This window comes from Candidatus Methylomirabilota bacterium (assembly GCA_036002485.1).
Lineage (GTDB): Bacteria > Methylomirabilota > Methylomirabilia > Rokubacteriales > CSP1-6 > AR37.
The window spans coordinates 84,411-106,029 of record DASYTI010000033.1 but is presented as its reverse complement, the minus strand read 5'-3'; the positions used below and the strand labels follow the sequence as shown (position 1 = coordinate 106,029).

At 66.8% G+C, this 21,619-nt stretch carries 20 protein-coding genes, 3 tRNA genes and 1 other RNA gene; 17 read left to right on the top strand and 7 right to left on the bottom strand.

Translation table 11 applies throughout. The annotated features are described in order from the left end of the window. On the top strand, window positions 1–220 hold a 220-nt coding region (locus VGT00_04085; GenBank protein ID HEV8530575.1), incomplete at its 5' end, for an ATP-binding protein. 401 nt (window positions 221–621) lie between these two features. Here VGT00_04085 and VGT00_04080 read toward each other — a convergent pair. After that, window positions 622–708, bottom strand: a tRNA-Leu gene (locus VGT00_04080). 67 nt (window positions 709–775) lie between these two features. Between VGT00_04080 and smpB the strand changes: the two genes are divergently transcribed. The 6 genes from smpB to VGT00_04050 all read left to right on the top strand — a co-directional run bounded on the left by smpB (window position 776) and on the right by VGT00_04050 (window position 5,924). Next, window positions 776–1,237: an SsrA-binding protein SmpB gene (smpB, locus tag VGT00_04075; protein HEV8530574.1), complete on the top strand. Its 462-nt coding sequence runs from the start codon at window positions 776–778 to the stop codon at window positions 1,235–1,237. Between the two features lie 2 nt (window positions 1,238–1,239). Continuing rightward, window positions 1,240–1,595, top strand: a transfer-messenger RNA (tmRNA) gene (gene ssrA / locus VGT00_04070). 118 nt (window positions 1,596–1,713) lie between these two features. Next, window positions 1,714–3,255, top strand: coding sequence for an N-acetylmuramoyl-L-alanine amidase (locus VGT00_04065; GenBank protein HEV8530573.1), 1,542 nt, complete (start codon window positions 1,714–1,716; stop codon window positions 3,253–3,255). After that, window positions 3,252–3,992, top strand: a complete 741-nt coding sequence (rph, locus tag VGT00_04060; GenBank protein ID HEV8530572.1) for a ribonuclease PH — start codon at window positions 3,252–3,254, stop codon at window positions 3,990–3,992. The genes VGT00_04065 and rph overlap by 4 nt, the downstream gene beginning before the upstream one ends. Beyond that, window positions 3,925–4,587: an RdgB/HAM1 family non-canonical purine NTP pyrophosphatase gene (rdgB, locus tag VGT00_04055; protein HEV8530571.1), complete on the top strand. Its 663-nt coding sequence runs from the start codon at window positions 3,925–3,927 to the stop codon at window positions 4,585–4,587. Before rph ends, rdgB begins: the two co-directional genes overlap by 68 nt. Before the next feature lie 92 nt (window positions 4,588–4,679). Then, on the top strand, window positions 4,680–5,924 hold the full coding sequence (locus VGT00_04050) for an amidohydrolase family protein (protein ID HEV8530570.1): 1,245 nt from the start codon (window positions 4,680–4,682) through the stop codon (window positions 5,922–5,924). Window positions 5,925–5,926: 2 nt separating this feature from the next. Here VGT00_04050 and VGT00_04045 read toward each other — a convergent pair whose 3' ends face one another. From VGT00_04045 to VGT00_04020, 6 genes are read right to left on the bottom strand one after another with little or no spacing between them, the layout of a single operon-like run. Continuing rightward, window positions 5,927–6,820, bottom strand: a complete 894-nt coding sequence (locus VGT00_04045) for an NAD(P)-dependent oxidoreductase (protein ID HEV8530569.1) — start codon at window positions 6,818–6,820, stop codon at window positions 5,927–5,929. A gap of 23 nt (window positions 6,821–6,843) precedes the next feature. After that, complete coding sequence (locus VGT00_04040) at window positions 6,844–7,731, bottom strand: branched-chain amino acid ABC transporter permease (GenBank protein HEV8530568.1); 888 nt, start codon at window positions 7,729–7,731, stop codon at window positions 6,844–6,846. 10 nt (window positions 7,732–7,741) lie between these two features. Next, on the bottom strand, window positions 7,742–8,602 hold the full coding sequence (locus VGT00_04035) for a branched-chain amino acid ABC transporter permease (GenBank protein HEV8530567.1): 861 nt from the start codon (window positions 8,600–8,602) through the stop codon (window positions 7,742–7,744). A 14-nt stretch (window positions 8,603–8,616) separates the two neighbouring features. Next, the gene (locus tag VGT00_04030) at window positions 8,617–9,831 is read right to left on the bottom strand and encodes an ABC transporter substrate-binding protein (protein HEV8530566.1); all 1,215 of its coding nucleotides are present in this window, start codon (window positions 9,829–9,831) and stop codon (window positions 8,617–8,619) included. Window positions 9,832–9,851: 20 nt separating this feature from the next. Continuing rightward, a complete protein-coding gene (locus VGT00_04025) occupies window positions 9,852–10,559 on the bottom strand; it encodes an ABC transporter ATP-binding protein (GenBank protein HEV8530565.1) in 708 nt (235 codons plus the stop codon). Continuing rightward, window positions 10,556–11,293 (bottom strand): ABC transporter ATP-binding protein, encoded by a 738-nt coding sequence (locus VGT00_04020; GenBank protein ID HEV8530564.1) that lies wholly within the window; start codon window positions 11,291–11,293, stop codon window positions 10,556–10,558. Before VGT00_04020 ends, VGT00_04025 begins: the two co-directional genes overlap by 4 nt. Window positions 11,294–11,813: 520 nt before the next feature. Here VGT00_04020 and VGT00_04015 point away from each other — a divergent pair. The 10 genes from VGT00_04015 to VGT00_03970 all read left to right on the top strand — a co-directional run bounded on the left by VGT00_04015 (window position 11,814) and on the right by VGT00_03970 (window position 21,619). Continuing rightward, the gene (locus VGT00_04015) at window positions 11,814–14,990 is read left to right on the top strand and encodes an adenylate/guanylate cyclase domain-containing protein (GenBank protein HEV8530563.1); all 3,177 of its coding nucleotides are present in this window, start codon (window positions 11,814–11,816) and stop codon (window positions 14,988–14,990) included. Between the two features lie 108 nt (window positions 14,991–15,098). Next, window positions 15,099–15,175 (top strand) — tRNA-Pro (locus VGT00_04010). Window positions 15,176–15,270: 95 nt separating this feature from the next. Continuing rightward, window positions 15,271–15,684, top strand: coding sequence for a hypothetical protein (locus tag VGT00_04005; GenBank protein HEV8530562.1), 414 nt, complete (start codon window positions 15,271–15,273; stop codon window positions 15,682–15,684). 19 nt (window positions 15,685–15,703) lie between these two features. Further along, entirely contained in the window at window positions 15,704–16,420 is a 717-nt protein-coding gene (locus VGT00_04000; GenBank protein ID HEV8530561.1) for a carbonic anhydrase, read from the top strand. A 42-nt stretch (window positions 16,421–16,462) separates the two neighbouring features. Beyond that, window positions 16,463–17,179, top strand: coding sequence for a DUF3047 domain-containing protein (locus VGT00_03995; protein ID HEV8530560.1), 717 nt, complete (start codon window positions 16,463–16,465; stop codon window positions 17,177–17,179). A 196-nt stretch (window positions 17,180–17,375) separates the two neighbouring features. Then, on the top strand, window positions 17,376–17,726 hold the full coding sequence (locus VGT00_03990; GenBank protein HEV8530559.1) for a hypothetical protein: 351 nt from the start codon (window positions 17,376–17,378) through the stop codon (window positions 17,724–17,726). Further along, window positions 17,723–18,292, top strand: a complete 570-nt coding sequence (locus VGT00_03985) for a glycine zipper family protein (GenBank protein HEV8530558.1) — start codon at window positions 17,723–17,725, stop codon at window positions 18,290–18,292. Before VGT00_03990 ends, VGT00_03985 begins: the two co-directional genes overlap by 4 nt. 100 nt (window positions 18,293–18,392) lie before the next feature. Beyond that, entirely contained in the window at window positions 18,393–19,025 is a 633-nt protein-coding gene (locus VGT00_03980) for an ABC transporter substrate-binding protein (GenBank protein HEV8530557.1), read from the top strand. 74 nt (window positions 19,026–19,099) lie between these two features. Next, a tRNA-Arg gene (locus tag VGT00_03975) sits at window positions 19,100–19,176 on the top strand. Window positions 19,177–20,257: 1,081 nt separating this feature from the next. After that, on the top strand, window positions 20,258–21,619 hold the full coding sequence (locus VGT00_03970) for a sigma-54 dependent transcriptional regulator (protein ID HEV8530556.1): 1,362 nt from the start codon (window positions 20,258–20,260) through the stop codon (window positions 21,617–21,619).

Below are 21,619 nucleotides of genomic sequence, written 5' to 3'. Positions count from 1 at the left end.
CTCGGTGACGGATACCGGCATCGGCATCGCGCCGGAGGATCAGGAAGCGGTGTTCGAGGCGTTCCGCCAGGTCGGGAAGGCGGAGAAGAAGGCCGAGGGCACGGGCCTGGGTCTGGCGCTGTGCCGCAAGTTCGTCGAGCTGCACGGCGGACGGATCTGGGTGAAGAGTCAGCTCGGGCAGGGATCGACGTTTACGTTCACGTTGCCGTTGAGTCAGTAACGGGAGACGCCGCCACTACAAGCGCCGCGAGGTGCCGATGCGCGACAAGGTCTACGAGATCCTCTCCAAGATGCCCGAGCCGCATAAAGGCCGGGTGTTTCCCACGTCGAGCATCCGCGCGGCCTTTGAAACCGCGGTGGAGCAGGCGAAGGTCGAGGACTTCCGCTTTCACGATCTCCGACACTCCTTCGCGAGCCAGTGGATGATGTCGGGTGGGCGGCTGGAGAGTCTGAGCAAGGTTCTAGGACATAGCACATTGGCCATGACCATGCGTTACGCACACCTGTCGCCTGACTTCCTCCAGGGGGAAATGCTGAAGACCGCCAGAGTAGTGACAGCAAGTAGTGACAGCAGCAAACTGGCCGAGAGACTAGCCGAGAGGGAAGTGCTTGATTTGAGTGTGGTGCCGAAGGGGGGACTCGAACCCCCACACCCTTGCGGGCACATGACCCTGAATCATGCGCGTCTGCCAATTCCGCCACTTCGGCCCGGAGAGCGCCATTAGAATACCGAGCGAGACCGTGAAGTCAAGGGGCCCGCGGGCTCCCGCCAGCCATGGCCGCTGACAAAGTCGTCGCCACCAACCGGAAGGCCTTTCACCACTACGAGGTCCTCGAGACGTTCGAGGCCGGGCTCGTGCTGCGGGGCACCGAGGTCAAGTCGCTGCGCGAGTCCCAGGTCAACTTCAAGGACTGCTATGCCGCCGTCGACAACGACGAGGTCTGGCTGATCGGCTGCTATATCAGTCCCTATCACCACGGCTCGGACGCCAACCACGACCCGGAGCGGCGGCGCAAGCTGCTCCTGCACCGCCGCGAGATCGCGCGGCTCGTGGGCAAGGTCGCCGAGCGCGGGTTGACCCTCATCCCACTTCGTCTATACTTCAAGGCAGGGCGCGCCAAGATCGAGCTGGGCCTGGCGCGCGGCAAGAAGCTCCACGACAAGCGCGCAAGCCTCCGCGAGCGCGAGGCGAAGCGCGAGATGGCCAAGGAATCACGGGCGCGGCAACGCGCCTGAAAGGGGGCGACTGGTTTCGACGGGGATCAGTGACGCACAGGTGGCATCCCGAGGTGCTCGCTCCTCGTAAAACTGTGGGCACGGTTATAGCTGCCGACACTCAGCTAGCTCTGGCGGCCTAACACCCGCTAGCGTCCTCCGGGTCGAGTCATCGGGGCCCGGGTTCGGACGTCATATTCCGGTGACTGGCCCCAAGTCCCGCTCTTGGGCAAGGGGCGAGATCTTCAAGGAGCTGGCCGCCCTGACAACCAGCCGGTTGGAGGGAGGGGTGGCGAGAGCACAAGAGAACCGGCTATGGATGTAGATGCCTGTTGCTGAGGATTTCCGGACGTGGGTTCGATGCCCACCGCCTCCACCATTTCCGAGCTGTGGGAGCCGCCCTCCGGGCCCGATCCGAGACCCTGGAGGGCGGTTTTCTTTCTCCTGCCCGCCTGTCCGCGATTGGTAGAATGACCGAACCGCAGAGGCTTGACACGATGGCTCGATGGCCGGCAGCGCTGCTCTTCATGTGCGCGGTCCTCATGGGAGCGATTCCCGTCGAGGGCGCGACGCCCGCGCGCCCGGCCTCCGTCGAGGTAAGAGGCAAAGCAGGTTCACTCGGCCAGCTGACTATCGTGAGCTTGGACGATGGCGGCTCGTACGTCTCTGCCGAGCGCCTCGCGGGGCTGCTCAAGGGTTCGTGGAGCGTCAAGGGCTCCCGCGCCACCTTGACGGTGTCGAAACGGGTGGCCCAGTTCACGCGGGACCAGGCTCGACTGACCGTCGCGGGCGAACCCCTCACGCTCGAGGCGCCCGCGCGGGCCACCGCCAAGGGTTGGCTCATCCCGGAGGGCTTCCTCGCCAAGGGACTCGGCAAGCTCGCCCCCGGCATCACGGCGGCGCGACCAATGGCGGCCCTGGAGAACCGGCCGCGCCTCAAGCGCGTCAACGCCAGCGTGCCGTTCGAGGAGCTGCGATACCGCTCGTACCCGTCCTTCACGCGAATCGTCGTCGAGGCAGGCGCGGAGCTTTCCTATCTCGTCGCCCCCGGTCAGAAAGAGATTCGCGTGCGCCTGTCCAGCCTGGCCGTCCCGAGGGTGCGCGTCGAGGAGATCGATGACGGGCTCGTCAAAGAAGTGCGTCTCGAAGCGACCGGACCGGATGCCCTCCTCAGGATCGTGCTGGAGAGCAGGGCGGCCGACGTCAAGACCGCGTCGCTCCAGGATCCCTTCCGGGTCGTCGTGGACATCTACCGCCCGAAGGAGAGCGCGAGTGGCGCCGCTCCCAAGACCAATGGCGGCGTCACCCCCCTCCAGCTCATCGTGATGGACGCGGGCCACGGCGGCCACGACCCCGGGGCCACCGGTCCCACGGGCGTCATGGAGAAAGACGTCGTGCTCGACGTGACGCGCCGCGCCGCCCGCATGGTCGAGGACGGGCTGGGGGTCAAGGTCGCCCTCACTCGGAGCACGGACGTCTTCGTGCCATTGCGCGAACGGACCAATTTCGCCAATAAACGGCGCGCCGATCTGTTCGTGTCCATCCACGCCAACGCGCACCCGCGGTCGGTGTCGGAGGGGGTGGAGGTGTACTTCCTGTCCTCGGAGGCGACCGACAATGAGGCACGCCAGACGGCGGCCATCGAGAACGGCGTGGTCGAGCTCGAGAACCCGCAGTCGCGTCAGAGGACGGATCTGCTCAAGAGCATCCTCTGGGACATGGCGCAGTCCGAGTTCCAGCAGGAGTCGAGCTTCCTCGCCGAGACCGTGCTGGACTCGACCACGCGCACGCTCCGCCTCGTCAACCGGGGCGTCAAGCAGGCGGGCTTCTACGTCCTGGGCGGCGCCGCCATGCCTGCCATCTTGATCGAGATCGGCTTCCTCACGAATCCGCGGGAAGAAAAGAAGCTCGCCTCCGTGGAGCACCGCGAGGCGGTGGCCAAGGCGATCTATGTGGGCCTCGCGGAATACAAGCGGCGGTACGATCAGCGCGTGCGGACCGTCCAGACCGAGCCGGGCAAGAGCGGGACCTCGCGATGAGCGCGCGGAGCGACGGGCGGCAGCCGGACGACCTCCGTCCGGTGCGGGTGACGCGCGACTACCTCAGGCATCCGGAAGGGTCGGTGCTCGTCGAATTCGGCGATACCAAGGTCGTCTGCACGGCCTCCATCGAGGAGAAAGTCCCGTCCTTTCTCAAGGGCCAGGGCAAGGGCTGGGTGACGGCTGAATACGGCATGCTGCCGCGCTCGACCAATACGCGCATGACCCGCGAGCGCAACGGACCGAGCGGCCGCTCGCAGGAGATCCAGCGGCTGGTCGGGCGCTCGCTGAGGGTCGTGGTCGAGATGGCCAAGCTGGGCGAGCGCACGGTGTGGGTGGACTGCGACGTCCTCCAGGCGGACGGAGGCACGCGGACGGCGGCCATCACCGGGAGCTTCATCGCGGTGGCCGATGCCATCGGCACCCTCGTCAAGGCAGGCACGCTGCCGGGCTCTCCGGTGCGCGACTGCGTGGCCGCCATCAGCGTGGGCATCGTCAACGGCACGCCCGTGCTCGACCTCAACTACGTCGAGGACTCGTCGGCGGAAGTGGACATGAACGTGGTCATGACGGGGGCGGGCGCGTTCGTGGAGGTGCAGGGAACGGCAGAGCAGACGCCGTTCGGGCGCGACCGCCTCACCGCCATGCTCGCCCTGGCCGAAGGCGGCATTGGCCGCCTCATCGCGCTACAGCGACGCGTCCTCGAGGCGCGCGCCGAGCTCTCCTTCGGCCTCTGAGCGTCCGCTCGTCCTCGCCACGGCCAACCACGCCAAGGCGCGCGAGATGGCCGCCCTGCTCGCCGGCATCCCGTTCCGTATCCTGAGTCTCGGCGATTTCCCGGGGATTGTCCTGCCTCCAGAGGGCGAGATCTCCTATGCCGCCAATGCGCGGGACAAGGCCCGTGCGGTCGCCACGGCGACGGGCGAGCTCGCGCTGGCAGACGATTCCGGGATCGAAGTGGATGCCCTGGGGGGAGGTCCGGGCGTGCTCTCCGCGCGATATGGCGGTCCGGGTCTCAGCGATCCCGAGCGTTGCCAGGTCATGCTGAGGGCGCTGGCGGGCGTGCCGAGGGAGCGCCGGACGGCGCGGTTCCGATGTCTCATCGCCGTCGTCTGCCCGCATCGACGCCAGGAAGCCTCAGTCGAAGGAGTGGTCGAGGGCGTCCTGCTCGAGTCCCCCCGAGGGGAGGGAGGCTTCGGGTACGACCCGCTCTTCTTCTACCCGCCCCTGGGTCGGAGCTTCGCGGAGCTGGCGCCCGAGGAGAAGAATCGGGTCAGCCATCGGGCCAAGGCTCTTGCCCAAGCCCGCGCCTGGCTGGTATCCCAGCCTTGAACGGTCTTCCGGCGGGGCGGTATACTCGCGGCACTTCACCGGCCTGCGGCGCAGCCCGGTAGCGATCGGCGAGAACCGAAAAGGAGCATGCCATGACCGACCGACCCGATCTGGTGATCGACGGCGACGGACACGTGATCGAGGTCAACGAGACCTACGAGCGGATCGATCCGAAGTACCGCGAGCGGCGTCCCGTCTATACCCAGGTGTCCCGGGGCAACATCGTTCGTCTCGTGGACGGCAAGGTCTGGGGACCCGACACGGAGTGCGGATTCGTGGGGGTCAATGGCAACCTGCCCGCGCCGCACGGCAAGGCCATTCACTATCGTCGGATGGGGACCTACAATCCCTGGGCTCGCCTGGCCGACATGGACCGCGACCAGATCGATGTGGCCGTCATCTATCCCACCGACGAGCTGCCGCTGACCGTCACCCACGACGCGGGCTTCGCCGCGGCACGGGCCCGCGCGTACAACGATTGGCTGTACGACTACTGCGAGGTGTGCCCCCAGCGGCTCAAAGGCATCGGTCTTGTGGCGCTCCAGGACGTGGAAGGCGCCATCGAGGAGATGCGCCGGGCGACGAGCCGATTGAACATGGTGGGCATCCAGATCGGGTGCACCGTGCGAGAAGACACGTTGCTGAGTGACGCGCGGCTCTCGCCCTTCTGGGCGGAAGCGGAGCGATTGAACGTGCCCATCGCCGTCCACGGTCCTGCCCTGCCGTCGTTGTTCCGGAGCTATTTCGACATCAACCGGCCGGACCACATGCTCGAAGCCTCGCACATGGCCCACACCTTCGCGCAGATGCTCGCGTGCTCCAACATCATCACGGGCGGGGTGCTGGAGCGGTTCAGCCGGCTGAAGGTCGCGTTCCTGGAAGCGGGCGCGGGATGGGTGCCCTACTGGATGCACCGCATGGACGAGTACAACGAGGTGGCGCCCGAGCGGTGGGCGCACATCTCGGCGAAGCCCAGCGAGTACGTCAAGGGGGGCCGCGTGTTCTTCAGCTGCGAGCCCGGCGACGAGTTCATCCCGTTCTTCCTCGACCACGTCGGCGAGGACGCCATGCTGTTCGCCTCCGACTATCTCCACTTCGACGCGCTGTTCGTCGGGGAGCGGGGGCACGACGGCAATCCTTATCCCGGGACGGTGGCGACACTCCTCGGGCGGAAAGACGTTCCCGACTCCGCCAAGCGCAAGATGCTGCTCGATAACAGCCTGAATTTCTACTCGATGGACAAGTCGAAGCTTGGCCGCCGGGGCATGCCGGTGGCGCGGCCGGAGCCGGAAGAAGCGCGGCGGGCCACCATGCCGGGGTCGATCTCCGCGCGGTAGGTCTACATTCTCAGCTTCACGCCGGCGCGCTCCTCCTGGAGCGTCGAGGCCTTCGTGCGGTCCTGATCGCCCCACCCGCGATTCATGGCCTCCAGCAGCTCCAGCTGACAGAGGTCGAGCAAGCGGGTGGGCACCCCGTGCTGCGTCGCGAGATCACCGGCGAGCCGGAAGTCCTTGTACGCGAGAGCCAGCGCGAACCGGGCGGCGAAATCTCCGCGGAAGAGCGTGGCAGGCATGCGCTTCGTGAAGGTCATGTTGTTGCTCACGATGCACCCCTCGCGGAACGCCTCGACGAGGCGAGGGACGGCGACGCCGGCTTTCGCGCCGAGGGTCAGGCACTCCGCGAGCAGCAGATCGATGCTCATGGCCAGGGCGTTGTGGACGATCTTGGTGACCGACCCCGCCCCCAGCTCGCCGACCCACACCACGCTCCGGGAAAACGTGTCGAGCACCGGCTTCACTCGGCGCAGGATGGCCTCGTCGCCACCGACGAACAGGGTGAGCTGCCCCTCGAGGGCGCCTTCGCGTCCGCCGTCGAGGGGCGCGTCGAGCAGGTGCGCGCCGCGCGCCTCCAGCGCGCCGCCGACCTCCCGCACGAGGCCAGGGGCGTTCGTCGTATGGTCGATCACCACGGCGCCTGGTTTCACGCCCTCCAGAATCCCTCTAACCCCGAGGGTGACGGCTTGCATCTCCAGGGGGCCGGGCACGCACGTGCAGATCACATCGCATCGGGCGGCCACCTCCGCGGGAGAGTCGGTCCAGATCGCCCCCTGTTCGAGCAGCGCGGCCGCCGCCTCTCTCCTGATGTCGTGGACCGCGAGCGAGAACCCCGCCTTGAGCACGAAGCTCGCCAGCGGCCCCCCCATGTTCCCCAAGCCAATGAATCCTACCCGCATCGCATCCTCCTTGGTCTGAACCCTTAGTCCGAACCCGGCTTCTCCGGCAGCAATCCCTCGGGACGCCGGACCATCAACACCACGAGAACCACGCCGACGAGAATCTGCTGCGCCGCGGCGAGTCGCACGCCCGTCAGGAACGGGATCACGTCCTTTGCGAATCGGCTGCCTTCGAGAAGACCGAGGAGCACCACCGAGCCGAGGAGAGCGCCGCGATTGTTGCCGCTGCCCCCGAGGATGAGGGCGAGCCAGACGAACAGGCTTTCCTGGGGCAGGAACATGTTCGGCTCGACGTACGCGAGATAGTGCGCGAAGAGAATGCCCGCGAGTCCCCCGATGCTCGCGCCGAGCGCGAAAGCTTGGACCTTGAACCGGAAGACGGGCTTGCCCGCGACGGCGGCGACGATCTCGTCCTCGCGGATGGCGCGGAGCACGCGGCCGAACGGCGACCGACGCAGGCGCTCGAGGGCGGCGTAGACGAGCGCGACCACCACGAGCACGAGGGCGAGGTAAAACACGTCGTAGTGCCGGGTGAACTGCGCGTGGAGCGGGCGCGGGATCGCCGTCACACCGTTGGCGCCGTGCGTGAGCCACGCCTCGTTCAGGAGGAACAGCCGCAAGACCTCGCCGAAGCCGAGGGTGACGATGGCGAGGTAGTCCTCTCTGAGTCGCAGGGCAACCATGGCCAGCCCGGCCCCGGCCGCCGTGGCCATCCCGACCGCGGCGGGCCACGCGAGGGCGAGCGGCGTCCCCCCCACGGCCAGCAGGGCGGACGTATAGGCGCCGACGGCGAAGAACGCGACGGCGCCGAGGTTCACGAGCCCGGTCAGGCCCCATTGGACGTTCAGGCCGAGGGTCAGCACGGCGCGGATGCCGACGAGCGTCGCGATGGCGGTGAGATAGGCGATCACTTGCGCGCGCTCACGATCGCGCGCCGGCGAGGCCGGTTGGCCTCACGAGCAGCACGGCGAGAATGATCGTGAAGCCGATCGCCGTCTTGTACGTCGGCGGGACCACGAGCATCCCGACCTCTTCCATGATGCCGACGATCAAGGCGCCGGCGAGCGCCCCCGGCGCCGAGCCGATGCCCCCGAGGATGGCGGCGGCGAAGACCGAGATGATGAGGCCACCGCCCATCAGGGGATCGATGCTGGCGTCGAGGCCGAGGAACACCCCGGCCCCGCCCGCGAGCCCGCCGCCCCCCAGGGTGGCGAGCGCGATCACGCGTTCGGTGGGCACGCCCTTGACCGCGGCGAGCAGCGGATTGTCGGCGGTGGCGCGCATGGCGATGCCGAGCCGGGTCCGGAGCAGAAACGCCTGGGCAAGCGCCATCAAGACCACCGCGACGCCGAGGATGAGGAGCTGCTCGCGGCCGACGCGGAGCCCGGCCACGCTCATGCCGCGCGTGACCGGCACGTCGAAGCTCCGAAAATCGTTGCCCCACACGAAGCGCACGACGTTCTCGAGAACGAAGGCGACGCCGATCGACGCGATGGCCAGCGAGAAGGGACGCCGATCGCGCATCGGCCGGAACGCGATGCGGTCGACGACGAGCGCGACGGCGCCGGTCACCACGAGCGCGCCGAGCCAGGCCAGCTCGATCGATGCGCGCACGCCGTGGTTCAGCACCAGCGCGACGTAGGCGCCCACCGTGAGGTACGTGCTGACGGCGAAGTTCGGAAAGCGCAGGAGTCGCCAGAGGAGCGAGAAGGCGACCGCGGGAAGAGCGAGGATGCCGCCCGTCACGATGCCGTTGAAGACGTACTGCGCGATGGGCGGCATCCCCGAGGGGACCGTCAGGGATTGATGATCATCACACGCTCGGACTTGCCCTTTTGCACTTGCTGGACGCTGAAGGGGGCCGAGAGGATGTCACCGATCTGATCGAAGTCGCACGAACCCGACGCGCCCTCGTAGTTGATCTTCTTTCCCTCGCTCAGGAGCTTCGCGCCCTCGGCGAAGGAATACACGACGGTGCCCGGCGGGTTCGAAACCGTCCGCAGATGGTCCTTGATCACCGTTCCCGACACCTCGCCCTTGGCGGCCGCGAGGGCCAGCGCGACGAGCGTCATCTGATCCCACGCCTGCGGCGGGTACGGGCTGCCGTCCCCCCGCGGCACCGCGGCGGAGAATTCCTTGTAGGCCGGCGAGTCGAACAGCGGCGCCCGGTCCATGTTCCAGATTCCCTCCGCCACTTCGGCGCCCACGCCCTCGATGAACTTCGCGTTGATGGCGAAGCTTGGCCCGAGGATGGCGCCCTTGTAGGCGGCCTTGTAGATGTCCTTCGCCATGACGACGGAGTCGGGGGTGTAGCCCTCGAGCATGATCAGGTCGGGGTTGGTGGCGAGCACCCGCGTGACCTCGCTGCGATACGAGGGCTTCTTGTCCTCGTAGATCAGGCTGTCGGTGATCGTCAGGCCGGCCGCCTTCAGCACGCCCGCGAAGGCGTCGCCGAAGGACTGGGCGTACGGGGTTTGGAGCGCCATATAGGCGACCCGCTTCCACTCCTTCTTGGTCACGACGAACTTCGCGTACATGCGCCCCTGGAGCTGCGTGTTCGGCTGGGTGCGCGCGATGTAGCCCTTGTGATCTCCCTGGGTCACGCTGTCCGCGCCCGACACGCCGATGACGAAGACCTTCGCCTCGACACAGAGCGGCTTGACGGCCAGGGTCACCGCGGAGGCCCACGTGGAGACGATGGCCACCACCCTGTTGACGTCGATCAGCTTGCGCGCGGCGCGCACCCCGGCCTCGGCGTTCGTCTGGTCGTCCTCGTGGAAGAGCTGGACGGGCCGGCCGTTGATCCCCCCGGCCTTGTTGATCCGCTCGACGACCGCCACCACCGCCCGCTGCATATCGGGACCGTACGAGCCGCCGGCGCCCGTGAGGGGACACAAGGTCCCGATGGGGATGGGCTCCTTCGATTGCGCCGAGAGGATGGCTGGCGCGCCCAGCACCAGTCCGGCCGTTCCTGAAGCTTTCAAGAGTTCACGCCGTGTCATCGTCGTCATGTCTGGATCTCCCTGTGAGGTCAGCCGCCGAGATAGAGACGTCGGATCTCCGGGTCATCGCGAAGCACCCCGCCCGGCCCTTCGGCGCGAACCCGACCCATGGCGAGGACATACGCTCGTTGGCAGAGCGCGAGCGACTCGCGCGCGTTCTGCTCCACGAGGAGGATGCCGAGCCCGCGCGCGTTGATCTCGCGAACGCGGTCGAACACCAGGCGCTGGAGGGCGGGCGCGAGCCCCGCCGACGGCTCGTCGAGGAGGAGCAAGCGAGGCTCCACCATGAGGGCCATGGCCATCGCGAGCATCTGTCGCTCACCGCCCGACAGCGTTCCCGCCCGGGCGCGCCGGCGCTCGGCGAGGACGGGGAAGAGCTCGACGACGGCCCGGGCCCGCTCGCTCAACGCTCCGGGAGCCGTCCAGGCGCCGATGGTGAGGTTCTCCCACACGCTGAGCGACGCAAACACGTTTGCCTCCTGGGGCACGTAGCAAAGCCCGCTCGCCACGATGCGCTGGCTGCCCGCGCCCGTGATGTCGGCGCCGCCCAGCGCGATGTGCCCGGAGCGCGGGCGCACGAGCCCGGCCAGGGTCTTCAGCAGGGTCGACTTTCCAGCCCCGTTCGGTCCGATGACGGCGACCAGCTCACCGTCGTCGACGTGAAGCGAGAGACCATGGAGGATGTCGTTGTCGCCGTAGCCGGCGGAAAGATCGTGCACCTCGAGAAGCGCGGTCACCGGGCTGTCCCGAGATAGGCTTCGAGCACCCGCGCATCGTGCCGGACCTCCGCGAACGGGGCCTCCATGAGCTTGCGCCCCTGGGCCATCACGATGACCGGATCGCAGAGCTCGGTGACGAGATCCATGTCGTGCTCGATCAGGAGGAACGTCCGCCCGGCCGCCCGGAGCGCCTGGATCGCCTCGACGAGCGACCGCATCAGCGTCGGGTTCACGCCGGCGCCGGGTTCGTCGAGCAGGATGATGCGGGGATCGCTCATGAGCGCTCGCGCGAGCTCGAGCAGCTTCTTCTGGCCGCCGGAAAGCGTCTCCGCCCGCGCGGCCGCGAGATGCGCGAGCTCCACGGACTCGAGCAACGCATGCGCGCGCTCGCGCGCGTGGTTCTCCTCGGCCCTCACGCGCTTCGGCGCCGTGAACACGCGGGCGAGCCTTTCGCCCGGCTGATCGTGGGCGTAGACGAGCACGTTCTCCAGCACGGTCATCCGCCCGAGTGGACGCGGGATCTGGAAGGTGCGCCCGACGCCTCGCCGGGCGATGGCGTGCGCGGGAAGCCCGTCGAGACGATCGGTGCCCAGACGGATCTGGCCGCCGTCGGCCGGGGTGAGGCCGCTGATCACGTTGAAGAGCGTTGTCTTGCCCGCGCCGTTCGGCCCGATGAGACCCGTGATGGAACCTTCGCCAACGGAGAGGGTGCACCCGGCGAGCGCCTCGACGCCGCCGAAGCGCTTGGTGATGCTGGTGACGGCGAGGAGCTCAGCCGTGACAGGGTCCCCCGTGGCCTCGGCGCTCGGGACAGCATCGCCTCTGGGCTTTCGAATCGCCGCGTATCATACGTCAGGCCCGGGGACCCCCGCAACGTAGCACGGCTTCCTGCGTGTCACGGCGACTGGCGAGGTCCACCGAGGCAAGCTGTGCTACGGTGGCTGCGCGTCGTCGACCGAGGCAAGGTGCCGGCAGAGCCTGCCGACGGGTATTCGAGACGCTTGGGTGGGCCGGCCACGGCGAGGGTGCGCGCAAACCGGGACTGGAGGTTGCGACATGAAATGTCCCCGGTGCCAGGCAGAGAATCGCGAGGAGGCACGATTCTGTCGCGAGTGCGGTGCCCTGTTCGCTGCCGTCTGTTCGAGCTGTGGCGCGAAGACCGAGGCCGGGAGCAAGTTCTGCGATAGCTGCGGAGCACCGCTGGCCCCGATTCCCGCACCGACATCCGAGCCAATACATCTTGGCCGGGCGGAGGCCGCCCCCGCCGCCGACGTGACCGAGATCGACCGCTCCTCGAAGAGTCCTGCAGAGGCGCAACGCCGGCAACTGACCGTGATGTTCTGCGACCTCGTCGGATCGACAGAGCTGGCCGCCCGGCTCGATCCCGAGGTGCTCCGCGACGTCGTGCGTTCCTACCAGCAGGTATGTGATGCCGTGATCGGCCAGCTTCACGGCAATGTCGCGCAGTATCTTGGTGACGGTCTGCTCGTGTATTTCGGGTATCCGGTCGCCAGCGAGCACGACCCTCGGCGCGCCGTACGCGCCGGCCTCGGTATCATCGACGCGATGGCGACGCTGAATGCGCGCCTGCAGCGCGAGAGAGGGATCACCCTTGCCGTCCGGGTCGGCATTCACACGGGGCCGGTGGTAATCGGAGAAATCGGGGGAGCGGGCCGCCGCGAAGAGCTGGCGCTTGGTGAAACGCCGAACGTCGCGGCGCGCCTCCAGGCGATCGCAGAGGCCGATACCGTCGTGATCAGCGCCGCGACGCATCGACTCCTGCGGGGATCGGTCATGGCGACTGACCTCGGCGCGCAGGTTCTCAAGGGGCTGCCGGTACCGCTGCGCGCGTACCGGGTCCATGGTGACGGCGGGGCGGCGGATTCGCTGGAAGGTTCGGCGGCGGGGACGCTCACGCCGCTGGTGGGGCGCGATCAGGAAGTCGGCCTGCTCCTCGATCGCTGGGAGCACGTCAAGGATGGACGCGGCCACGTGGTGTTGCTCAGTGGCGAGCCCGGGATCGGCAAATCACGGCTGGTTCGGGTCTTGAAGGATCACATTGCGGCGGAGCGGCACCTCAGGTGGGAATCTCGCTGCTCTCCCTACCATCAAGATAGCGCCCTCTATCCGCTCATCGACCTCTTCGAGCGCTCGCTCCGGTTCGATCGAGACGACGCGCCCGCCGAGCGGTTCGGGAAGATCGAAGCGGGACTCGTCCGCTATGGGCTGGCCCAGCCCGAGGTGGTGTCGCTCTGGGCCGCGTTCCTGTCCGTTGCCGTTCCCGAGCAACACCCGCCCTTGAGTCTCACGCCTCAACGCCAGAAGGAGAAGACGTTCGAGGCCATCGTCGCCCTGCTCTTGGCGCTCGCCGCCGAGCAACCGGTCCTCTTCATCGTCGAAGATCTTCACTGGGCCGACCCGTCCACGCGCGAGCTCGTCGATTTCGTCGTCGGTCAGGTGCCGGCCGCATCGATCTTGTTGCTCATGACGTCGCGGCCGGAATTTCGACCGCCGTGGGCCAATCGCAGCCACTTTACGTACCTCACGGTCAACCGAGTGACGCGACAGCAGACCGAGTTGATGGTCGAGCGAATGGCGGGCGGAAAGACCCTGCCCGCCGAAGTCCTGCAGCAGGTCGTGGCAAAAACCGACGGCGTTCCCTTGTTCGTGGAAGAACTCACGAGAATGGTGCTCGAATCCGATTGGCTTCGGGAGCAGGATGACCGCTACGAGCTCAGCAACGCCCTTCCTCCGTTGGCGATTCCCTCGACGCTCCAGGACTCGCTCATGGCCCGGCTCGATCGACTGGCCACGGTCAAGGAGGTGGCGCAAGTCGGCGCGGCGATCGGACGCAGCTTTCATTACGAGCTGCTGCGCGCCACCGCGTCCATCGACGACACGACGTTGCAACGGGCGCTGGCCAAGCTCGGCGAGTCCGACCTGCTTCATCAGCGCGGCGTGCCCCCCAATGCCACGTACATCTTCAAGCACGCGCTGATCCAGGACACCGCCTACCAGTCGATGCTCATGAGCCGGAGGCAGCAGCTCCACACGAGAATTGCCGACACCCTCGTCGAACGATTCCCGGAGACGACGGGAACGCAACCGGAGCTCGTCGCCCACCACTACACGGAAGCCGGTCTGGCCGACCAGGCGATCGCCTACTGGCAGCAAGCGGGTCAACGCGCGGTCGAACGTTCAGCGAACGTCGAAAGCATCGGGCATTTCACGAAGGGGCTGAACCTCCTCGCGAAGCTGCCCGACACTCGCGGCCGGCTCCAGCGCGAACTCACCCTGCGGACAGCCCTGGGGCCGGCCTTGATGTCCACGAAGGGTCTCGGAGCGCGCGAAGTGGAGGAGAACTACACGCGAGCGCTGACTCTGTGCCGGCAGGGGGGCGAGCGGTCAGAGCTCTTCGCCGTGCTGAGAGGCCTCTGGGAATACCACGAGCTCCGTGGCGATCTGAAGACCGCACTGGAACTGGGCGAAGAGCTGCTCCGACTGGCTCAGACGGCCGGCGACCCGGTGTTGCGGCTGGTCGCCCACGACGTCCTCGGCGACACGCTGTACTGGTGCGGCGACTTCACTCGCTCCCTGGAGCATCTGGAGCAGGGCATCGAGCTGTATCGCCCGGACGAGCATCGCACTCTCGCCCACCAGCATGCCGGCTATGACCCCGGTGTCGCATGCCGGGGTTTCTCAGCATATGCGCTGTGGTACCTGGGCTATCCCGACCGAGCCGCTCGGCGTGCCGAGGAGGCCATCGCGCTCGCGGATGACCTGTCCCAGACGGTCAGCATGATCCTGGCTGTCTGGTTCGGCGCCCTGGTACATCATCTTCGTCGAGAGGGCCCTCGTGCCAGGGCCCTCGCCGAGACCGCCATTGCCTTGTCGACGGAACAGGCGGCCGTCAATTTTCTCGGCAATGGCCTGGTCGAGCACGGCTGGGCGATCGCGCAGGAAGGCCGAACGGACGAAGGCGCCACGGTCATCATCCGCGGAATGGACGTTTGTCGGAGCGCGGGGGCCGTGCTCGAACAGCCACACGGTTGGGCGTCACTCGCCGAAACGTATCGCGGCGCTGGCCTCATCGACCAGGCGCTGGAGGCGGTCAGCAAAGGCCTGGCGCGCGCGCGAGAGACGTCGGCCCGCTTCAACGAGGCCGAGCTGTTCCGGCTCAAAGGGGAATTGCTCCTGGCCCGCGACGGTCCCGACGCAGACGACGCGGAACGCTGCTTCCGGGAGGCCGTCGACATCGCTCGGCGGCAGAGCGCGAAGTCGCTGGAGCTGCGAGCAGCGATGAGCTTGAGCCGCCTGCTCCGACGACGGGGCAACCGCGAGGAGGCCCGACGCCCTTTGGCGGAGGTCTACGGCTGGTTCACCGAAGGATTCGATACCGCCGACCTGAAGGATGCGCGGGCGTTGCTCGACGCGTTGGCGACAGACTGATAACAAAGGCGCATACCTCAGCTCTCTCCCAGGCAGCTCTCCCAGGCACACCTGTTGACGTAGGGAGATTCGCGGAGGCGGTTAATAGTGATAACATTCACGCAAGTACGGGGTGTGGCGCAGCCCGGTAGCGCACCTGCTTTGGGAGCAGGGAGTCGGAGGTTCAAATCCTCTCACCCCGACCATTCCACGCCTCGCCGACGGCCGAGGAAATGCGCGGCCGTCGGCGAGCGTTCCCTGACATTCACGATCGACGGGAGATCTCAAGGAGGAGACGCTCATGGCGGATAGCGTGAAGCGCGTGACCTACTTCAAGATGATGGTGCCCAACCGCGCGGGGCAGGGGGCGCGGGCGCTCGCCGTGCTCCATGAAGCGGGAGTCAACTTGGTCGCCTTCTCCGGCTTTCCGCATCGAGGGAACGCGCAGATGGACTTCGTGCCGGCGAATCCGTCGGCCTTCCGCAAGGTGGCCAAGAAGGCCAAGTGGAAGATCGCGGGGCCCAAGCGCGCCTTCCTCGTCTCGGGCGACGATCGCGTGGGCGCGGGAGCGCGGCTGCTCAGCAAGCTCGCGGCGAAGCGGATCAATGTCATCGCCATCGATGCCGTGCAGGCGGGCAAGGGACGCTACGGCGCCATCCTGTGGGTCTCGCCCGCCCAGTATGGCAAGGCGGCGCGCGTTCTCCGCGTTCGCTAGATCGGCGGCCTCCACGCTCGTGTCCGGCCGGGGAGCGGGCTTCTCGCGCCGCGATGTGCTGCGCCTCACCGCCCTGGGAGCAGGGCTTGTCCTCGCGCGGAGTCCCGCGACGCACGCCGCGGGGCCGGGCGGGGCGGGACCACCGCCGGATGAGGTGCTCCGACGGCTGCGCGAAGGCAATGAGCGGTTCGTGAGGGGGGCGCCGCTGAGTCCGCGCCGGAGGCCGGAGGACTTTCGGCCGCTCGCGGAGGGCCAGCGCCCCCTGGCCGTGATCGTGGGCTGCGCGGACTCGCGCGTGCCGCCCGAAATTCTCTTCGACCAAGGGGTGGGCGACCTCTTCGTCGTACGCGTGGCCGGCAATGTGATCGGAGGGGCGGGCGCCTTCGTCAAGGGGAGCATCGAGTACGGCATCGTCGAGCTGGGCACGTCCCTCGTCATGGTGCTCGGACACAGCGAGTGTGGCGCGGTCAAGGCCGCCGTCAAGCACCTCGACGATCGCGATGCCTTGCCCGGCTCCATCGGTCCCCTCGTCAACAGCATTCGTCCCGCGGTGCTGAAGGCCAAGTCCCGCTCGGGAGATCCGCTCGACAACGCGATTCGCGCGAACGTGGAGATCGGAGTCGGGCAACTCCGGAGCCTCCAGCCCATCGTGGCTCCCGCGGTGAAGCGAGGCGCGGTGCAGGTGGTGGGTGCGGTCTATGATCTGAGCACCGGGAGGGTCAGCCTGATCGGGTGAGTGAGCCATCCAGGTGGTCGAGCTCGCGGTGAAGCGCGTGTCATGAGATTACCGGGTACGCTCGCGTGTGCCCTCGCCGTGGCCCTCCTCGCCGTCTCGTCCTCGGACGCGGAGGTCAATATCGTCGAGGACTGGGCCCAGCATGCCGTCGGCGCCACGGGCGTTCCCTCCGGGTGGAGGCCGTATGAGACGTTTGGAGGCCGGCCGGCCTACGACTTCTCCGTGACCGAAGACGAAGGGCGTCGGGCCCTCCATCTCAAGAGTCGGAACGAGCACTCGACCATCGCCAAAGAGGTCCGTATCTCGCTTCGCTCCACGCCGACCCTGGAATGGAGCTGGAAGGTCGTGCAGCATCCGGTGGGAGCCGATCTTCGCAAGCGGGAGACCTCGGACCTCACCGGGCACGTCTTCGTGGTGTGGCCGCGCTTCCCTGGCCCTTTGCGCTCCCGCCTGATCGGGTACGCGTGGGACGCGACTTTGCCCGCCGGCGCCATGGAACGAAGCCGCAAGACCGGGAGCGTCATGTTCGTCATCGTGAGATCGGGAACTCGAGAACTCAACCGATGGGTGACGGAGCGGCGCAACGTCTACGAGGACTACCGGAAGGCGTTCGGCGAGGACCCCGAGGATCCCCGGGCGGTCGCCATCTCCATCGATACGAACGACACGCACTCGACGGCGGAAGCCCTGGTGGGTCGTATCGTCTTCACGAGTGGTACGGCCGGTGCCTCGCTGCGGCCACATCGTACGCCCGGGTAGTCCGCTCCACGCCTCTTCGCTTCACAGTTCTTTACCCCTGGAATATACACGCTTTACGCCTCGATTCCGGGGTCCTGGAGCTAGGGGAAGATGGGGGTCGGGAACATGCCGGCGACGAGGCAGTGACAGAGGCAACGCAGCGTCCCGGGTGGTATCCTGAGTGCGGCCCGATCGATTCTCGTTCAATGAGGCAACCATGAAAAGGTCGGCGGTGGTCGTGCTGGCGGTGCTGTTGTTTGGCCTGCTCGTCTTCCCGGTTGTCCCGAGCTATGCGTGGCATGGCCGTGGCGGTGTGTTCATCGGGGTCGGTCCGGCGTGGTGGGGCCCACCCTATCCCTACTGGTGGTATCCGCCCCCGTACTATCCTCCGGCCCCCGTCGTCATCGAGCAGCCGCCCGTATATGTCGAGCAGCCGCAGACTTCGCCGCCTCCGCCACCGTCAGCGCCGCCTGCTTACTGGTATTACTGCTCGACCGCCCAGGCGTACTACCCTCAGGCGCAGTCATGTCCCGAGGCATGGATCAAAGTGCCGGCGAGGGCGCAATGACGAAGCGAGTCGTTGTTCTGCTCGTAGTGGCCGCTTTGTTTCTGACGTCATGCGCATCAGTGCCGACGGGTCCGAGTGTCATGGTGCTGCCGGGTACCGGCAAGGGCTTCGAGCAGTTTCAGAGTGACGACGCCGTGTGCCGTCAGTGGGCGGCGCAGCAAACCGGGACGACGACGGGCAAGGCCGCGACAGAGAGTACGGTCGGCGGAGCCGCGATCGGGACGCTGGTGGGGGCCGCGGCGGGGGCAGCCCTTGGCGCTGCCGCCGGCAGCCCCGCTACCGGAGCGGCCGTGGGAGCCGGCGTGGGACTGCTGGGTGGCACCGCGGTCGGCGCCGGCAATGCCCAAGGTGCTTCCATCTCCGTGCAGCGTCGTTACGATGTAGCCTACATGCAGTGCATGTATCTCAAGGGTAATCAGATTCCCGTCGCGCGGGGCTCGCGGCCGGCCTATACGGCGGCCCCGCCACCGGCCCCGCCCGCTCCTCCGAGTGCGACGCTCCCTCCGGGTATCCCTCCTCCGCCTCCGGGTACGCCGCCGCCCCCACCGCCGGGGCCGGCGCGCTAGGCGGTCGCGGCAACTCGGGAATACTTTCGCCGAGAGACAGTCGAACACCTTAGAGACAGTCGAATACCAAAGAGGACTACTGTCGGTGCCAAGGACTCTTGTGCGTAGGCTGCTGATCATCCTGCTCGGCGTGATCCTCACGCTGGGTGCCGTGCAATTCTCGTGGGCGGGGGCACCCACGGACCAGCTGCGCGCCTATACCGATCAGGTGCTCAAGATCCTGGAGGATCCCGGCCTCAGCGCGCCTGATCGGCGCACGGCGGTGCGGAAGCTTGCCAACGAGGCCTTTGATGTCTCCGAGACCGCCAAGCGGGCATTGGGCCAGCACTGGCCGCAACGAACGCCGGCCGAGCGCGAGGAGTTCACACACCTCTTTGCGAGCCTGCTCGAGCAGACCTATATCTCTCGGATCGGCGAGTACGGTGGTGAGCGCATCACCTATGTGAGCGAGCAGATCGAGGGTGATCGGGCTACGGTCCGGGCACGCATCGTCACCAGCAAAGGCACCGAGGTACCCGTCGAATCTCGGCTACTGAAGAACCAAGATCGATGGCTCATCTACGATGTCCTGATCGCGAACATGAGCTTGATCTCCAACTACCGGACGCAGTTCGATCGAGTGATCCGGACGAGCTCATATTCAGACCTGGTCCAGCGCCTAAAGACCCGAGGGGAGCTTCTGAACGAGAAGGAAAACAGCGCGCCGCGGGGCTCGGCCCCCGGCAAACGCTAGGACATCGACCGCTTCAAGGGTTGCCGCACTTCTTCGTCCTTCCCCGCCCTGCATTCGGGCGATAATCCCGTCGGGCGCCCGTAGCTCAGGTGGACAGAGCATCGGCCTTCTAAGCCGAGGGTCGGGGGTTCGAATCCCTCCGGGCGCGCCATTTGTGCAACAGTGGTGGCGCTCCGCTCAGTAAATCCTACACGCGAGTCGGAAATTTCTTCCCCATAGCCGTTCCAGTAGAGCGGCTCATGTGATCCGAAGATTGCCGAGATCGTTCAGTCAATCGGAGCATTAGGGTTCAGGAAGCTGTCTGATTCTTGGGCAGTCGCTGGCACATCGGATGCAGCCCCGCGGAGGCGGAGGTGACGGCCATGCGATTGACTCGGTCGGCAAGCCTCGGCATCCCGTTGAGCGCTTCGCTCTTGATGTTCGCATCAGCCGTGGGGGCACAGACCCCCGTGCGGGTTCAACCTACGGCAGCAACCTCAGCTTCGACCACGCCTGCGGACCAAGTGTCGCAGCCAGGTAAGTCGCTCATCAGGCAGGCACAACAGGAACTCCAGAAGAAGGGCTATGACCCAGGTCCGCACGATGGAATTCTCGGACCGCGCACCCAGACGGCCATCAAGGACTACCAGCAGGCCGAGGGACTCCCGGTGACGAGTCTGCTAGACCAGGCCACCACGAAAAAGCTCGGCCTGCGGGACGAAAGGCGTGGCGCCACCCCTGAACGCATCCGCGAGGTACAGAAAGCCCTCGTAGAGACCGGACACGATCCTGGGCCCATTGACGGAGTGTTGGGACCACGAACGAAGACTGCCCTGAGGCAATACGCGTCGGTGCCTCCTCCCCAGGTGCCGACGGCCGCCCAGGCGATCATCGCGCGCTTCAAGAGGGGGAATGACCGAGCCGAAAGCCCGTGAAGATGGTGAGCTTCCTCAGGCGCCCACGCCCCATGATTCCCAATCCGCCCGGATCGGTGCTCGGGATCTGAATCGCCTGGTGCGACACTGAAGAGCCGGATTGCCGATCCCGCCGCCGGGCGACACTAGAGCCCGGCGGCACGCCAACGGGAAGGTCCGGCCGGTGGCCAGAATCAGCCCATAGCACCTGAGCGGGAGCAGGTCCATGCTCCGACCCTTCGGTTCGGCATCCCGCTCGGAAACCCCCAGTCCTGCTATGCTATCCGGACGGTCAGCGAGAGTGAACCCGGCAAGGTCCGTGGTCAACATGGGACACGCATGGCACTGAGAGTCCTGGTCGCCGACGATGAAGCGGCTGCCCGTAAGGGCCTGACGTCGCTGCTGTCGGGCTGGGGATACGAAGTCGAGGAGGCGAGCGACGGCGAGGAGGCGCTCCAGAAGGCGACCGTCTTCCTGCCATCGGTCGTCGTCTCCGACCTCGTCATGCCGAAGCTCGACGGCCTTGCCCTCCTCAAGTCCCTTCAACAGGAGCTTCCCTTCGTGAGCGTCATCCTGCTCACGGGGCAGGGCAGCATCGACAGCGCCGTGGCCGCCATGAAGGAAGGTGCCTACGACTATCTGATGAAGCCGGTGCATGTCGGACGACTCAAGGCGCTTCTTCCCAAGGCCGCGGAAAAAGGCGAAGCCCTCCGCGAGATCATCCTGCTCAGGCGACGGGTCAGACAGGTCTGGGGCCTGGGCAAGCTCGTGGGCACCAGCGCGCCGATGCAGGAGGTCTACCGACTCGTGGAGCTGGCGGCGCCGACCCCCGCGCCGGTCCTGATCACGGGCGAGAGCGGCACGGGCAAGGAGCTGGCCGCGCGCACGCTCCACGAGCTGTCGCCACGCGCCCAGGGTCCTTTCGTCGCCGTGAATTGCGCGGCCATCCCCGAGACCTTGCTGGAGAGCGAGATCTTCGGCCATGAGAAGGGTGCCTTCACGGGCGCCCTGGAGCGTCGACTGGGGTGCTTCGAGCTGGCCCATCAGGGCACGCTGTTTCTCGATGAGATCGCCGAGATGAACTCCGGGACGCAAGCCAAGTTCCTTCGCATCCTGCAGGACGGCACCATGCGACGACTGGGGAGCAAGACCGAGGTGAGGGTGGACGTCCGCGTGCTCGCCGCCACCAACAAGGATCCGATCAAGGCGCTGCGCGACGGAACGTTTCGCGAAGATCTCTACTACCGCCTCAACGTGGTCAGCCTGCCCATGCCCACCCTGCGAGAGCGGCCGGAGGACATTCCTATCCTGATCCAGGCCCTCGTGGAGGAGTTCAACGCGAAGTACGACAAGCACATTCGCTCGGTGGACGACGACGTCCTCAAGATCTTGATGGCGCATCCATGGCCGGGAAATGTGCGAGAGCTCCGGAACACCCTCGAGCGAGCCGCCATCGTGTGTGACGGAGAGCTCATCGCGGCCAAGCATCTGCCTCCCGAGCCTCCCGTCCGGCCCGAAGCCGACGTGCTCGAATCTCCCGATACCGTCTCGTTCCGAATCGGCACCAGCCTTGACGAAGCGGAAAGGCAGCTGATCCTCCGGACCCTCGCCGCTCACGGCAACAACAAGACGCGAACGGCGGAAATCCTGGGGATCAGCCTGAAAACTCTTCATAACAAGCTGAAGTCCTACGGCGCCTAG